General features: G+C 66.5%; 12 protein-coding genes. 8 read left to right on the forward strand and 4 right to left on the reverse strand.

Annotated features, from left to right (window positions below):
* The 6 genes from AC5P9L_RS11945 to AC5P9L_RS11970 all read left to right on the forward strand — a co-directional run.
* Nucleotides 1-472 (forward strand): methyl-accepting chemotaxis protein (locus AC5P9L_RS11945; RefSeq protein WP_495201458.1); only part of this gene is annotated, 472 nt, incomplete at its 5' end.
* A 37-nt stretch (nt 473-509) separates the two neighbouring features.
* Nucleotides 510-1,379 (forward strand): CheR family methyltransferase, encoded by an 870-nt coding sequence (locus tag AC5P9L_RS11950; RefSeq protein ID WP_005409512.1) that lies wholly within the window; start codon nt 510-512, stop codon nt 1,377-1,379.
* A complete protein-coding gene (gene cheD, locus AC5P9L_RS11955) occupies nt 1,376-1,972 on the forward strand; it encodes a chemoreceptor glutamine deamidase CheD (protein ID WP_005409511.1) in 597 nt (198 codons plus the stop codon). Before AC5P9L_RS11950 ends, cheD begins: the two co-directional genes overlap by 4 nt.
* Entirely contained in the window at nt 1,969-3,042 is a 1,074-nt protein-coding gene (locus AC5P9L_RS11960) for a protein-glutamate methylesterase/protein-glutamine glutaminase (protein WP_005409510.1), read from the forward strand. The genes cheD and AC5P9L_RS11960 overlap by 4 nt, the downstream gene beginning before the upstream one ends.
* A 92-nt stretch (nt 3,043-3,134) precedes the next feature.
* On the forward strand, nt 3,135-4,721 hold the full coding sequence (locus tag AC5P9L_RS11965) for a hypothetical protein (protein WP_495230626.1): 1,587 nt from the start codon (nt 3,135-3,137) through the stop codon (nt 4,719-4,721).
* 90 nt (nt 4,722-4,811) lie between these two features.
* Complete coding sequence (locus AC5P9L_RS11970; RefSeq protein ID WP_323162952.1) at nt 4,812-5,756, forward strand: hypothetical protein; 945 nt, start codon at nt 4,812-4,814, stop codon at nt 5,754-5,756.
* Nucleotides 5,757-5,847: 91 nt separating this feature from the next.
* Here the strand turns inward: AC5P9L_RS11970 and acnB are convergent, their stop codons facing one another.
* Genes acnB through AC5P9L_RS11985 form a run of 3 tightly spaced genes read right to left on the reverse strand, consistent with a single transcriptional unit; the run spans nt 5,848 to nt 9,112 of the window.
* Nucleotides 5,848-8,439, reverse strand: coding sequence for a bifunctional aconitate hydratase 2/2-methylisocitrate dehydratase (gene acnB / locus AC5P9L_RS11975; RefSeq protein WP_005409507.1), 2,592 nt, complete (start codon nt 8,437-8,439; stop codon nt 5,848-5,850).
* Nucleotides 8,440-8,482: 43 nt separating this feature from the next.
* On the reverse strand, nt 8,483-8,881 hold the full coding sequence (locus AC5P9L_RS11980; RefSeq protein ID WP_005409506.1) for a type II toxin-antitoxin system VapC family toxin: 399 nt from the start codon (nt 8,879-8,881) through the stop codon (nt 8,483-8,485).
* 6 nt (nt 8,882-8,887) lie between these two features.
* The gene (locus AC5P9L_RS11985) at nt 8,888-9,112 is read right to left on the reverse strand and encodes an AbrB/MazE/SpoVT family DNA-binding domain-containing protein (RefSeq protein ID WP_005409505.1); all 225 of its coding nucleotides are present in this window, start codon (nt 9,110-9,112) and stop codon (nt 8,888-8,890) included.
* Between the two features lie 192 nt (nt 9,113-9,304).
* Here AC5P9L_RS11985 and bamE point away from each other — a divergent pair, with 192 nt between their 5' ends.
* Both bamE and acnA read left to right on the forward strand, forming a co-directional pair.
* Complete coding sequence (gene bamE / locus AC5P9L_RS11990; RefSeq protein WP_005409504.1) at nt 9,305-9,676, forward strand: outer membrane protein assembly factor BamE domain-containing protein; 372 nt, start codon at nt 9,305-9,307, stop codon at nt 9,674-9,676.
* 260 nt (nt 9,677-9,936) lie between these two features.
* Nucleotides 9,937-12,690 carry an aconitate hydratase AcnA gene (acnA, locus tag AC5P9L_RS11995; protein WP_099490397.1) on the forward strand — a complete coding sequence of 918 codons (2,754 nt, stop codon included), beginning with the start codon at nt 9,937-9,939 and terminating at the stop codon, nt 12,688-12,690.
* Between the two features lie 151 nt (nt 12,691-12,841).
* Here the strand turns inward: acnA and AC5P9L_RS12000 are convergent, their stop codons facing one another.
* On the reverse strand, nt 12,842-14,392 hold the full coding sequence (locus AC5P9L_RS12000; protein ID WP_099473078.1) for a BCCT family transporter: 1,551 nt from the start codon (nt 14,390-14,392) through the stop codon (nt 12,842-12,844).
* Nucleotides 14,393-14,415: the final 23 nt, after the last annotated feature.

The following is a 14,415-nucleotide window of genomic DNA, read 5'->3' on the forward strand; positions in this document are numbered from 1 at the left end:
GGAGATCAAGGGCCTGATCGATGATTCGGTCGGCAAGGTCGCCGAAGGCTCCAGCCTGGTGCACCAGGCCGGCAGCACCATGGGCGAGATCGTCGCCTCGGTGCAGCGCGTGACCGACATCATGGCCGAGATCTCCGCCGCCTCGCAGGAACAGTCGGCCGGCATCGAGCAGGTCAACCAGACCGTGGTGCAGATGGACGAGACCACCCAGCAGAATGCTGCACTGGTGGAAGAAGCCACCGCCGCCGCACGTGCGATGGAAGACCAGGCCGCGCAGCTGGCCGACGCCGTGGCGATCTTCCGCCTCGACAACCAGGTCTCGGCCGCGGTGAAGGCTGTCGCCGAACGCGTGGAACCGGCGCGCATCACCACCGTGGCACGTCCGCAGCCGACCAGCACGCCCACGCCGGTACGTCGCAGCAGCAACGCCAGCACCTTCGCCGCCAGCGACAGCGACTGGCAGGAATTCTGAGACCCACCCGTGGCGGCTTCGGCCGCCGCCTCTGCCGATGGACACGTCCCCCGTGCAAAGTCCTACTCCCATCGTCACCGGCCCGCGCGAGTTCGAGTTCGCCGACCGTGATTTCCGCCGCGTCTGCGACCTGATCTACCAGCGCGTGGGCATCGCCCTCGCACCGGCCAAGCGCGACATGGTCTATGGCCGCCTGTCGCGCCGCCTGCGCACGCTGGGCATGCGCAGCTTCCAGCAGTACCTGGACCATCTTGAGCAGGAAGACGGTGACGAGTGGCAGGCCTTCACCAACGCACTGACCACCAACCTGACCTCGTTCTTCCGCGAGCCGCACCACTTCGACAAGCTGCGCGAAGAGCTGCAGCAGCGTTCCAGCCGTTCGCCGCTGCTGCTGTGGTCGTGCGCGGCGTCCACCGGTGAGGAACCCTATTCGATGGCGATCACCGCCTGCGAAGCCTTCGGTACGCTGAAGCCGCCGGTGCGCATCGTCGCTACCGACGTCGATACCCAGGTACTGGCCACCGCCGGCCGCGGCGTCTACAACATTGACCGTGTCGCCAATCTCGACCCGGACCTGCGCCGCCGCTACTTCCAGCGTGGCAGCGGTCCCAACGAGGGCCAGTGCCGCGTGCTGCCGGCGCTGCGCGAGCTGATCGAGTTCCGTCCACTGAACCTGCTCGCCCCGCGCTACGACGTCGGCGGCCCGTTCGACGCGCTGTTCTGCCGCAATGTGATGATCTACTTCGACAAGCCGACCCAGCGCGCCATCCTCGGCCGCCTGGTGCAGCACCTGGCCGACGATGGCCTGCTCTACACCGGACACTCGGAGAACTACCTGCACGCCGCCGACCTGATCCAGCCCTGCGGGCGCACCCTGTACCGCCGCGCGGCAAAGGCCGGCGCATGAACGCCTCACTGCGTACCGACGACGTGATGCGCTACCAGGATGCACGCTTCCAGACCCTTGCCGCCAAGCTGCTGCCCACCCAGTACCTGGTGGTCGATGACACCACCGCGCTGACCACCACCCTGGGTTCGTGCGTGGCCGCCTGCCTGCGCGACCCGGTGCTGAAGATCGGCGGCATGAACCACTTTCTGCTGCCCGAGGGCAACGCCGGCGACGGCGCGCCCGCGCGTTACGGCAGCTATGCGATGGAACTGCTGATCAACGACATGCTCAAGCGCGGCGCGCACCGCAAGCGCATCGAGGCCAAGGTGTTCGGCGGCGCCAACGTACTGAAGGGCTTCACCAGCAATCCGGTCGGTACCCGTAACGCCGAGTTCGTGCGCCAGTACCTGCAGGCCGAGCATATTCCGATCATCGCCGAGGACCTGTGCGGCATCCATCCGCGCAAGATCTGGTTCTTCGCCGACACCGGCCGGGTGGTGGTGCAGCGCCTGCCGCATGCCCACGAAGCCGAAGTGGCTGCCACCGAATCGGCAGTGCGTGCACGCCTGTCCAAGGCCCCGGTCACCGGTGGCGTGGAGTTGTTCGAATGACCCTGACCGGCAACGCCCCCTGCCGGGTCCTGATCGTCGACGACTCCGCCGTCGTGCGCCAGATGCTCACGGAAATCCTGTCCAGCGATCCGGCCATCGACGTGGTCGGCACCGCTGCCGACCCGCTGCTGGCGCGCGAGAAGATCAAGCGTCTGGCCCCGGACGTGATCACGCTGGACGTGGAAATGCCACGCATGGACGGCCTCGCCTTCCTGGAAAACCTGATGCGGCTGCACCCACTGCCTGTGGTGATGATTTCCTCGTTGACCGAGCGCGGCGCCGATACCACGCTGCAGGCACTGGCACTGGGCGCCGTGGACTTCGTCTCCAAGCCCAAGCTGGACGTCGCACGCGGCCTGCAGGGCTACGCCGACGAGATCATCGCCAAGGTGAAGATGGCGGCGCGCTCGCGGGTGCGCCCGCTGGTGCGTGCTGCCGCTCCGAAACTCCTGCTGGAAGCAGCTCCTGCAATGCGCCCGGCTGCACCGCAGTTCCGCACCACCGACCGCCTGATAGCGATTGGTTCTTCGGCCGGCGGCACCGAGGCGCTGCGCGTGGTGCTGGAAGGCATGCCGGCCGATGCGCCTGCCGTGGTGATGACCCAGCACCTGCCTGCCAGCTTCAGCAGCGCCTTCGCCGAACGCCTGGACCGGCATTCCGCGATGGCCGTGCGTGAGGCCAGCGACGGCGAGGCAGTGCTGCCTGGCCATGCCTACCTGCCACCGGGCGGCAAGCACCTGCGGATCATCCGCGACGGTGCGCGCTGGCGCTGCCGCGTCGACGATGGCCCTGCGGTGAACCGTCACAAGCCCGCGGTAGACGTGCTGTTCCGTTCGGTCGCGCAGAGCGCGGGCGGCAACGCCATCGGCGCCATCCTCACCGGCATGGGTGACGATGGCGCGCGCGGCCTGCTGGAAATGCGCCAGGCCGGCGCGCCGACGCTGGTCCAGGATGAAGCCACCAGCGTGGTCTGGGGCATGCCCGGCGCTGCCTTCAAACTGGGAGCGGCCGAAGAACAGGTGCCATTGGAACGGATCGCCGAACGACTCTTGGCGCTCGCCCGCGGCTGATCGTCCGCGGCATCGCACCGCCTGATTTCCTCTTTCAGATGCCGGCCCCGGAAGGGCCGGCACGGCTGTCGTGTTTTCCAAGGAGTTTGACCATGGCCCTGCGTCTCTTCCGTTACCAACCGTCACTGCTGGCGGCCGCTCTGCTGGCTCCGCTGGCAGCCACCGCTGCCGGCGTGCCAGCACCGCCGCAGGCCACCCCGGGCCTTCCCCCCGCCCCCGTCGCGAAGGGCACCGCCTGGACCGATCGCGTCCACATCCAGAGTGGTCCGGATACCGCATCGAAGCGCCTCCACGCACCAGACGTGGCGTTGCGCATCGTCACCCCCGATGACAGCGAGTCGCTCACGCCAAAGGGCCTCGCACTGCTCTTCAGCGGCAATGAGCCGGACTACTTCCGGCGCAACACCCTGCCCGGCAGCATCGTTGAGAGCCAGGCCAGCCCCGCCACCACGCTGATGCCCAACGTAGCCAGGGCGCTGGTGGGTGGCTACTTCAGCTATGCGCCCGACGCGCTGCCCAACCAGAGCAGCACCCTGCGTTTCAGTGCAGACACCTGGGCGCTGGTGCACCAGGGCAACACGCGGAAGGATCCCCTTTACCGCCTCAACCACGTCAGCACCATCGAGCAACGCCGTGCCGATGGCACCCTGGCTGAAATCATCAGATGCAGTGACAGCGACGACCGGGCGACCCTGGGCGAGTGGCAGGCCAATGACTACGCCAGGCTCAAGATTGCCGCCCAGGTGATCACGATGAAGTGCACCGAGCAGCTCATCAAGCGAATACCGGCGATGTACCCTCGCCCGCTTGCTGCTGAAGATCTCACGGCCTACGCAGGCGGTGCCGTGCCGCCGGCACGGGTGCGCATCTATGCCAGCCTGGGGCGGACCACCACCCTGTACACCGACGCCGCCTGCCGCGAGGACTACCGCGACAGGATCGACGTCAAGTACAACAACGCCGGTGACAAGGGCGTGCTCGGCATCCCCGCCACGGAAACCCTGCGCAGCAAGGAGAACGAGCGGTTCTCCATGCTCAGCTACCAGGAGTACGAAGTCGCCGGCGGCAAGCCGCTGATCGTCGAAGCGCGCTTCGACGCATCAAGCCGCATGTACTGCGACGGGCAGTTGTCGGGTCAGTTCGTGGCCAGGCCCGGACAGGACTACGAAGTGGAAATGGAAGTGGCCGACAAGATGTGCCGCCTGCATCTGGGCCAGGTACACGCCGATGGCAGCACGACGCCACAGGTCGCACGCAAGACCCCCAGCACCTGTGAGGGCACGCGTGCGCCAGTCCGCATTGAACCGCGGCAGGACATGCAGGTCCTGCTGTTCAGCCCAGGCCAGCTGCAGATCCAGGATGCCCGCCAGGGCAGCGCACTGGAACGGTTGACCGACGACGCGGGCAGCACCGAGGCACTGCGGAAGATGCTGCAGCAGGCCAGCAGCAATCCCGGCACACGCCTGTGCGTGGTGGTACCGGCTACCGATTACAGCAGCGCCCTTCACGATGCCGTGCGCGAACGCGTACTGGACGCACCGCAGGTATTGCCCAGCCTGTGGGAAGAGGCGGCCACGGTGAACAGGCGCCGCAGTGCCGCCGCCGATGCTCCGGTCGACATCGCCGCTGCGATCGCCCATTGCAATGCGTTCCCGATCAGGGAGTTCGCGCCGCGCTGAGCAATCGCTCCCCTGCCTTCGGCCTTCGCCGGGCATCAGCCACCGGAGCGCACACAGCGCCTCATTTTCGTTTCCCCAAGGAGTACTACCGTGGCATTACGCCCAACCTGCCTCACCGCCGCGATCGCGGCCGCCCTGCTGCTGGCGCCGTCGGCCTACGCCGACGACGAAGCACCCACCCCCACGCCTGCCGTGGATTCCGCAGTCACCAGCGGGTCAACGCTCGATCCAGCAGCGGGTGCGGCGACCGCGCCAGACGCGGCGCACGCCCACACCGCGGCCGATCCGGCCATCGGGAATGTCACAGCCGCCGTGGCACCTCCTGTCGACTACAGCAGCCTGCAGCACATCAAGGTCACCTCCGGACTGGGTGCAGGCCCCAACGGCAATCGCGTGGGCGATCACGTGCTGCGCCTGGTGATGCGTGCCGACACCGCTGCCGTCACCGCGGCCAAGGTCGGCCTGTCTGCTCTGGCGTTCGTCACTGGCGTGGGTGACATCGGCACCAGCAACAGCTTCAGCAAGAACAACGTCCGTGGCGAGGACATCAACTCTGTGCCCAGCCCGGCCTTCGGCGCATTGCCCGGCATGATCCGCGAGCAGCTGGCACTCTATTTCGCGGCCCATCCCGGCGCCATTCCCAGCGACGAGCGCACCGTGGAAGCCAGCGCCGGCCAGTGGTCGCTGGTGTACCAGAAGCTCAGCGATGCAGAGACCCCCTACGAGCTGCGCCACGATGTAACCATCGGCTTCCCGGTGGTGCGCAAGCTGTTCCGCAGCGCCAGTGGCGGCCAGGGCGTGCACTGCCGGGACGAAGCACGGGTTGCCCCGCTGCAGGAATGGCAGGCAGACGACTATGCGAAGGCCAAGGCGGCGTCGCGTGAGTTCGCCGAGGCCTGCATCGCGCGTTTCGTGGCTGAGCTGCCCCGCCTGTTCCCCGACCATGGCGCTCTGCCGCAGCCTGCGGTGGAAGCCGAGCTTCCGGCGGAAACGCCGGCCGTGACCGAGGAAGCGGCGGCCGTTACCCAGGCCTGAACCTGGGTACGCCCCCAAACGAAGAACCCCCGGCTCTCACCGGGGGTTCTTCGTTTCAACGGCGTGCCGGCCAGCGGCCGGCACTACCGCATCAGGCAGCGACCGTGTTGGCCACGTCCTGGTATTCCTCGATCTGGTCGAAGTTCATGTAGCGGTAGATCTCCGCACCATTGGCGTTGATTACGCCGATGTCCGCCATGTACTCCTCCTTGGTCGGGATGCGGCCCAGACGCGAGCAGATCGCGGCCAGTTCGGCCGAACCCAGGTACACGTTGGTGTTGCGGCCCAGGCGGTTCGGGAAGTTGCGGGTCGAGGTCGACATCGCGGTGGAGCCTTCGCGGATCTGCGCCTGGTTGCCCATGCACAGCGAGCAGCCCGGCATTTCCATGCGGGCGCCGGTGGCGCCGAAGGTGCCGTACACGCCTTCCTTGGTCAGCTCCGAAGCATCCATCTTGGTCGGCGGGGCCACCCACAGGCGGGTCGGCAGGTCACGCTTGCCTTCCAGCAGCTTGGCAGCGGCACGGAAGTGACCGATGTTGGTCATGCACGAACCGATGAACACTTCGTCGATCTTGGCGCCAGCGACTTCGGACAGGGTCTTCACGTCGTCCGGATCGTTCGGGCAGGCCACGATCGGCTCGTGGATGTCGGCCAGGTCGATCTCGATGACGGCGGCGTACTCGGCGTCGGCATCCGGCTCCAGCAGCTGCGGGTTGGCCAGCCACGCCTCCATCTTCTCGATGCGACGCTGCAGCGAACGCGGATCCTGGTAGCCCTCGGCAATCATCCACTTCAGCAGCGTGATGTTGCTGGTCAGGTACTCGATGATCGGTTCCTTGTTCAGGCGCACCGAGCAACCGGCCGCCGAACGCTCGGCCGAGGCGTCGGACAGTTCGAACGCCTGTTCGACCTTCAGCTCCGGCAGGCCTTCGATTTCCAGGATGCGGCCGGAGAAGATGTTCTTCTTGCCAGCCTTGGCCACGGTCAGCAGGCCCGACTTGATCGCGTACAGCGGGATCGCGTTGACCAGGTCACGCAGGGTCACGCCCGGCTGCATCTTGCCCTTGAAGCGCACCAGCACCGACTCCGGCATGTCCAGCGGCATCACGCCGGTGGCCGCAGCGAAGGCGACCAGGCCCGAACCGGCCGGGAACGAAATGCCCACCGGGAAGCGGGTGTGCGAGTCACCACCGGTACCCACGGTGTCCGGCAGCAGCATGCGGTTGAGCCAGCTGTGGATCACGCCGTCGCCCGGGCGCAGCGAAACGCCGCCACGGGTGGAGATGAACTCCGGCAGGGTGTGGTGGGTCTTCACGTCCACCGGCTTCGGGTAGGCGGCGGTGTGGCAGAACGACTGCATCACCAGATCGGCCGAGAAGCCCAGGCAGGCCAGGTCCTTCAGCTCGTCACGGGTCATCGGGCCGGTGGTGTCCTGCGAGCCGACCGAGGTCATCTTCGGTTCGCAGTAGGTGCCCGGGCGCATGCCCTGGCCTTCCGGCAGGCCACAGGCGCGGCCGACCATCTTCTGTGCCAGCGAGAAGCCCTTGCCGGTGTCGGCCGGCTGCACCGGCAGGCGGAACAGGTTGGTCGGGGCCAGGCCCAGCGCTTCGCGCGCCTTGCCGGTCAGGCCACGGCCGATGATCAGCGGAATGCGGCCACCGGCACGCACTTCGTCGAACAGCACTTCGGACTTGACCTGGAACTCGGCGATCACTTCACCGTTCTTCAGCGCCTTGCCTTCGTACGGACGCAGCTCGACCACATCGCCGTGCTCCATCTTCGACACGTCCAGCTCGATCGGCAGTGCGCCGGCATCTTCCATGGTGTTGTAGAAGATCGGGGCGATCTTCGAACCCAGGCAGACGCCACCGGCGCGCTTGTTCGGGATGAACGGAATGTCATCACCGGTCCACCACAGCACGCTGTTGGTGGCCGACTTGCGCGAGGAGCCGGTACCGACCACGTCGCCGACATAGGCAACCAGGTGGCCCTTGTCCTTCAGGTCGAGGATCTGCTGGATCGGGCCGCGCTTGCCGTCTTCTTCCGGGGTGAACGGCGCGTCGTCGCGCTTGTTCTTCAGCATCGCCAGGGCGTGCATCGGGATGTCCGGGCGGGTGGTCGCATCCGGTGCCGGCGACAGGTCGTCGGTGTTGGTCTCGCCAGGCACCTTGAACACGGTGACGGTCAGGCTCTGCGGCACTTCCGGGTTGCTGGTGAACCACTCGGCATCGGCCCAGCTCTGCAGCACGGCCTGGGCGTTGGCGTTGCCGGCCTTGGCCTTTTCCTGCACGTCGTGGAACGCGTCGAACACCAGCAGGGTCTTCTTCAGGCCGTTGGCGGCAATGGTGCCGACGCTGGTGTCGTCAAGCAGCTGCACCAGCGGCGCAACGTTGTAACCGCCGAGCATGGTGCCCAGCAGTTCGGTGGCGCGCTCGCGGCTGATCAGCGGGTTCTGCTCGCTGCCCAGCGCGATCGCGGCCAGGTACGAGGCCTTGACCTTGGCTGCGTCATCGACGCCGGCCGGCACGCGGTGGGTCAGCAGGTCGAGCAGGAACTCGGCCTCGCCCTGCGGCGGGTTCTTCAGCAGTTCGATGACATCGGCCGTCTGCTGCGCGCTCAGCGGCAGCGGCGGGATGCCAAGCGCAGCGCGCTCGGCGACGTGGTGGCGGTAGGCTTCCAACATGACAACTCCCGGGTAATGCGTAGGTTGAAATAACAAAGTGGGCTCAGGCTTGCGGCACGATCAGCTTCAGGCCCTTGAAGTAGTCGCGGTAAAACGTGTCGTTCCAGGTGATCAGGCCGTCGCACTGCAGCAGTGCGTGGGCGCCGACCATGAATTCGTCCAGGCTGCGGCGGCTGCCGCCGCGCTGGCGATGACGGCGGTGCATCTCGCCGGCGCGCAGTGCCGACTTGGCTTCCATCGGGTTGAAATGCACGCCCATCTCTTCCAGCGCTTCGAGCACTTCGGCACCGCCGCGCAGCGATGCGCAGACTTCGGCCAACGTTGCGCCACAGACCACCACGCGGCCGCCGACCAGGCTCTGCCGCAGGATGGCTTCCACCGCATCGGCCTGCGGACCATTGCTGAGCAGCTCGACCAGAACTGGTGAATCGACGGCGATCATCACCGCTTACTCCTCGTCACGCACCGCGCGCACCGCCGCGTCGGACGATTCGAAGCCGTCCAGCGCGAACTTGCCGCGCGCCCGTGAGATGGCATCGTCAACACTCTTGCGCAGGATGATGCGGCTGCCGTCCAGCTCGACCTTCAGCAGCGTGCCCTTGGTCAGGCCGAGGGCATCACGCACCGCCTTGGGCAGGGTGATCTGTCCGCGTTCAGCGACGGTGGCTTCCATGGGGGGTACGCCTCAAAAAGTATGCATGAATTATACATACTCGCGGCATCTGGAACAAACCCGCCCAATCCGTGACCGCGATCCTGCGCTGGTCGCATCCGGGGGTTAGACTGGCTCCGCAGCGACCTGCTGCGGCCCCGGGCTGGACGCACCGCGTGCCGCCCGCACCTACCCGCCATAAAAGGATGTTCCATGCGCGCCTTGACCCTTGCCCTGATGCTGGCTGCCCCGCTGGCCCTTTCGACGACGGCAGCCCACGCCAATCCGTTCGGCGCCTACACCACCGGCGTCGAGATCACCCAACAGCAGATGGACACCCTGGAAGTCGGCAAGACCAGCCAGGACCAGGTCCGTGAGAAGTTCGGCGCACCCGGCCGCCGCGAACAGCTGGGCGACACGCAGGTCTGGTACTACGACTACGTGAAGATCAAGACCTTCGGCAAGAACATCCAGGAAGCGACCGTCCTGGAATTCAACAAGCAGGGTGTGCTGACGGCCAAGTCCAAGAGCAACGCTGTTGGCAAGACCGGCAATCCGCTGCTGGATGCCGCCAACGGCAAGTAAGTCCTGCTCGACACGCACTTCCGGACGGGGCGCCCATGGGCGTCCCGTCTGCGTTCGGGCCAGCGGGCGACGACCGCACGCGCTGACACGAAGGCTACACACACCGCTGTAACCTTGCGTTCCAAGCCAGCCGGGTCATTGCCGGGCGCTGGATCGCCGATACTGGGCAGGATCCGGGGCCGGAATGCCACCGGCGACCGCAAGCAGGCCCCTGCACGCATGGGCCAGAGCAAGCCATCCGCAAGAAGGAGTTACCCCGCATGAGCGATTCGTTCTCCACCCGCAGCCAGCTGAACGTCGGCGGCAAGACCTACGACTACTTCAGCCTGCCCACGCTGGGCCAGCGCTTCGATATCTCCCACCTGCCCTACTCGATGAAGATCCTGCTGGAGAACCTGCTCCGGCACGAGGACGGCGGCATCACCGTCGGCAAGGACCACATCGAAGCCGTGGCCCGCTGGAATCCGGCGGCCGAACCGGATACCGAGATCGCCTTCATGCCGGCGCGCGTGGTCCTGCAGGACTTCACCGGCGTGCCCTGCGTGGTCGACCTGGCCGCGATGCGCGATGCGGTGGTCAAGCTCGGCGGCTCGCCGGAGCAGATCAACCCGCAGATTCCTTCCGAGCTGGTCATCGACCACTCGGTGCAGGTCGATGTGTTCGGCAAGCCGGACGCACTGGACCTCAACGGCAAGATCGAATTCCAGCGCAACCAGGAACGCTACGGCTTCCTGCGCTGGGGCCAGAAGGCCTTCGACAACTTCAAGGTGGTGCCGCCGAACACCGGCATCGTCCACCAGGTGAACCTGGAGAACCTCGCCCGCGTGGTGATGACCGCGGACAAGGATGGCAAGGCCGTGGCCTACCCCGATACCGTGTTCGGTACCGACAGCCACACCACGATGATCAACGGCATCGGCGTGCTGGGCTGGGGCGTTGGCGGCATCGAAGCGGAGGCCGCCATGCTCGGCCAGCCATCGTCGATGCTGATCCCGCAGGTGGTCGGCTTCAAGCTGACCGGCAAGCTGCCCGAGGGTGCCACCGCCACCGACCTGGTGCTGACCGTCACCCAGATGCTGCGCAAGCTGGGCGTCGTCGGCAAGTTCGTCGAGTTCTACGGTGACGGCCTGCAGCACCTGCCGCTGGCCGACCGCGCCACCATCGGCAACATGGCCCCGGAATACGGCGCCACCTGTGGCATCTTCCCGATCGACGCCGAGTCGCTGAACTACCTGCGCCTGTCCGGCCGCAGCGAAGAGCAGATCAACCTGGTCGAGGCCTACGCCAAGGCGCAGGGCCTGTGGCACGAGCCGGGCAGCCCGCACGCCCAGTACAGCACCACGCTGGAACTGGACATGGGCACGGTGAAGCCGTCGCTGGCCGGCCCGAAGCGCCCGCAGGACCGCGTGCTTCTGGAAGACGTGCAGAAGAACTACCGTGAAGCCCTGGTCGGCATGACCGCCAACCGTGACAAGCGCAGCGACGACGTCTCCTCGTTCGTCAACGAAGGCGGCGGCGCCGCGGTCGGCAACGAGCAGCTGGCCAAGGGCTTCGCCGACATCGAGATCGAAGGCCGCAAGGTCCGCCTGAAGGACGGCGCGGTGGTCATCGCTGCCATCACTTCGTGTACCAATACCTCCAACCCGGCGGTGATGATCGGCGCCGGCCTGCTGGCCCGCAATGCGGCCGCCAAGGGCCTGAACCGCCAGCCGTGGGTGAAGACCTCGCTCGGGCCGGGCTCGCGTGTCGTCACCGACTACCTGGAAAAGGCCGGTGTGCTGAAGGAGCTGGAAAAGATCGGCTTCTACGTGGTCGGCTACGGCTGCACCACCTGCATCGGCAACTCCGGCCCGCTGCCGACCGAAGTCAGCGCCGGCATCGCCACCGGCGACCTGGTGGTCACCTCGGTGCTGTCGGGCAATCGCAACTTCGAGGGCCGCGTGCACCCCGAAGTGAAGATGAACTACCTGGCCAGCCCGCCGCTGGTGGTGGCCTACGCCATCGCCGGCACCACCGACATCGACCTGACCACCCAGCCGCTGGGTACCGGCAGCGATGGCCAGCCGGTGTTCCTGCGCGACATCTGGCCGAGCAACAAGGAAATCGGCGACGTCATCGCCGCCACCATCGGGCCGGAGATGTTCAAGCAGAACTACGCCGACGTGTTCAAGGGTGATACCCGCTGGAACACCATCGCCTCGCCGGACGGCAACCTGTACGCGTGGAGCGATGCCTCCACCTACATCAAGAACCCGCCCTACTTCGATGGCATGACCATGCAGACCGGCAGCATCAACGACGTGCACGGCGCGCGCGTGATGGGCCTGTTCGGCGATTCGATCACCACCGACCACATCTCCCCGGCCGGCAACATCAAGAAGGACTCGCCGGCAGGCCGCTTCCTGCAGGAGCGCGGCGTGCAGCCGGCCGACTTCAACAGCTACGGCAGCCGCCGCGGCAACGATGACGTGATGGTCCGCGGCACCTTCGCCAACATCCGCATCAAGAACCTGATGTTCGGTGGCGAGGAAGGCGGCAACACCCTGTACTACCCGGCCGGGGGCGGCCAGCCGGAAAAGCTGGCGATCTACGATGCGGCCATGAAGTACAAGGCCGACAAGGTGCCGCTGGTGGTGCTGGCCGGCAAGGAATACGGTACCGGTTCGTCGCGTGACTGGGCTGCCAAGGGCACCCTGCTGCTGGGGGTGAAGGCAGTCATCGCCGAAAGCTTCGAGCGCATCCACCGCTCCAACCTGGTCGGCATGGGCGTGCTGCCGCTGCAGTTCCGCAACGGCGAGAACGCGCAGAGCCTGGGCCTGGACGGCTCGGAAGTGATCGACATCACCGGCCTGCAGGACGGTGCCAGCAAGCGCGCCACGGTCACCGCGACCAAGGCCGATGGCACGAAGAAGACCTTCGAGGTGTCGGTGATGCTGCTGACCCCGAAGGAAGTCGAGTACTTCCGTCATGGTGGCCTGCTGCAGTACGTGCTGCGCCAGTTGGCCAGCAAGTAACGTTCCGCTCTCGGTAGAGTCGACTGCTGGTCGACTACCCAACAAAAGGGCCGGATCCTCGCGGATCCGGCCCTTCCTGTTTCTCTGCAGCCAGGCATGGCCTGGCTCTACCGCATCTCCGGCGGCACCGGGATGGGCGCCAGATGCGCGGTCACCGGCGCGGCGCGTCCGGGTCGGCGCGCAGCGCCTTCAGCAGGCCCCACATGTAGAACGCCAGGGTGAACGAGAACGGCAGGCCGCACAGCACCACCGCCGTCTGCATTGCGCTGAAATTGCCGGCCAGCAGCAGCCCGACGCTGGCTACGGTGATGCCGACGGCCCAGAACACGCGCAGCCAGATCGGCGCGTCATGGCCATCTTCCACCCCATCGTCAACGCGACGGGTACACAGGTTGGCGATCATCAGCGTGCCCGAATCGACCGGGGTCAGGAACAGCACGAAGCCGATCACCACTGCGGCACCGGCCACGTACGGCGCGGCGGGCAGGTATTCCAGCAGCTTGAACAGCGTCATCGCCGCATCGTGCTGGGCCACGTCACCCAGGATCGCCTGGCCATGGTTGAGCACCAGGTCGATGGCGGTGTTGCCGAAGATCGACAGCCACGCCAGGGTGAAGCCGAGCGGGATCAGCAGCACGCCCATGATCACTTCGCGGATGGTGCGGCCCCGCGAGATGCGCGCCACGAAAAGGCCGACGAACGGCGCCCAGGCGATCCACCAGGCCCAGTAGAACAGCGTCCACGAGCCCATCCACTCACGACCCTTCGGGTCGTTGAGGTACATGTCGAAACTCTTGCGCACGAACGCACCGAGGTAATCGCCGGTGTTCTGGATCAGGCCATCGAACAGGTGCAGGGTCGGGCCGGTGACCAGCACGAACAGCAGCAGGCCGCACAGCAGGCGCACGTTGAGGTTGGACAACCAGGCAATGCCCTTCTCCACACCGGCGACCACGCCGATGGTGGCCACCACCATCATCACCAGCACGATCGCCACCAGCACCTGCGGCGTATCCGGGATGTGGAACAGGTAGACCAGGCCGGACTGCACCACCAGCGCGCCGATGCCGAGGTTGGTGACCATCGAGATCAGCGTGGCGAGGATGCCGAAGCCATCGACCATGTCGCCGATGCGGCCATGGATGCGCTCACCGAAGATCGGGTACAGCGCCGAGCGCAGCGCCAGCGGCAGGTCACGGCGGTAGGCGAAATAGCCCAGTGCCACGCCGACCAGCGCATACAGCGCCCAGCCGTGCAGGCCCCAGTGCAGGAAGGTCAGCACCATCGCCTCGCGGCCGGCGGCCACGGTGCCGCCGGGTTGCCCGGGCGGATGCAGGAAGTGGTCCAGCGGCTCGTAGGCGCCGTAGTACAGCAGCGCGATGCCGATGCCGGCCGAGAACAGCATCGAGACCCAGGCGACGTAGCCGAAGGCCGGCGATTCCTCGTTGTGACCCAGGCGGATGCGGCCATACGGCGAGAACGCCAGCCACAGCACGAAGCCCAGGCACAGCACGATCAGCAGCATGTACCACCAGCCGAACGCGGCCGACACCTCGGCCTGCGCCCATTGCAGCCAGTGCTCGCTGCCTTCGGGATAGAGAACGGTGAGCAGCCCGAGGATGCCGATCGACACCGAGGAGCTGAAGAAGACAAAACGGTTCAAGCGCAGGGGCGAACGCTTGGGATGAGCCAGGGAAGACATGGGGTCGTCTCATCAAGTCCGAG

This window comes from Stenotrophomonas sp. YJH_SMC_64, assembly GCF_059371375.1.

Coding starts and splice junctions, on each gene's coding strand:
- AC5P9L_RS11950 (WP_005409512.1), top strand. CDS start 510: ATGGACACGTCCCCCGTGCAAAGTCCTACTCCCATCGTCACCGGCCCG.
- cheD (WP_005409511.1), top strand. CDS start 1,376: ATGAACGCCTCACTGCGTACCGACGACGTGATGCGCTACCAGGATGCA.
- AC5P9L_RS11960 (WP_005409510.1), top strand. CDS start 1,969: ATGACCCTGACCGGCAACGCCCCCTGCCGGGTCCTGATCGTCGACGAC.
- AC5P9L_RS11965 (WP_495230626.1), top strand. CDS start 3,135: ATGGCCCTGCGTCTCTTCCGTTACCAACCGTCACTGCTGGCGGCCGCT.
- acnB (WP_005409507.1), bottom strand. CDS start 8,439: ATGTTGGAAGCCTACCGCCACCACGTCGCCGAGCGCGCTGCGCTTGGC.
- AC5P9L_RS11980 (WP_005409506.1), bottom strand. CDS start 8,881: ATGATCGCCGTCGATTCACCAGTTCTGGTCGAGCTGCTCAGCAATGGT.
- AC5P9L_RS11985 (WP_005409505.1), bottom strand. CDS start 9,112: ATGGAAGCCACCGTCGCTGAACGCGGACAGATCACCCTGCCCAAGGCG.
- bamE (WP_005409504.1), top strand. CDS start 9,305: ATGCGCGCCTTGACCCTTGCCCTGATGCTGGCTGCCCCGCTGGCCCTT.
- acnA (WP_099490397.1), top strand. CDS start 9,937: ATGAGCGATTCGTTCTCCACCCGCAGCCAGCTGAACGTCGGCGGCAAG.
- AC5P9L_RS12000 (WP_099473078.1), bottom strand. CDS start 14,392: ATGTCTTCCCTGGCTCATCCCAAGCGTTCGCCCCTGCGCTTGAACCGT.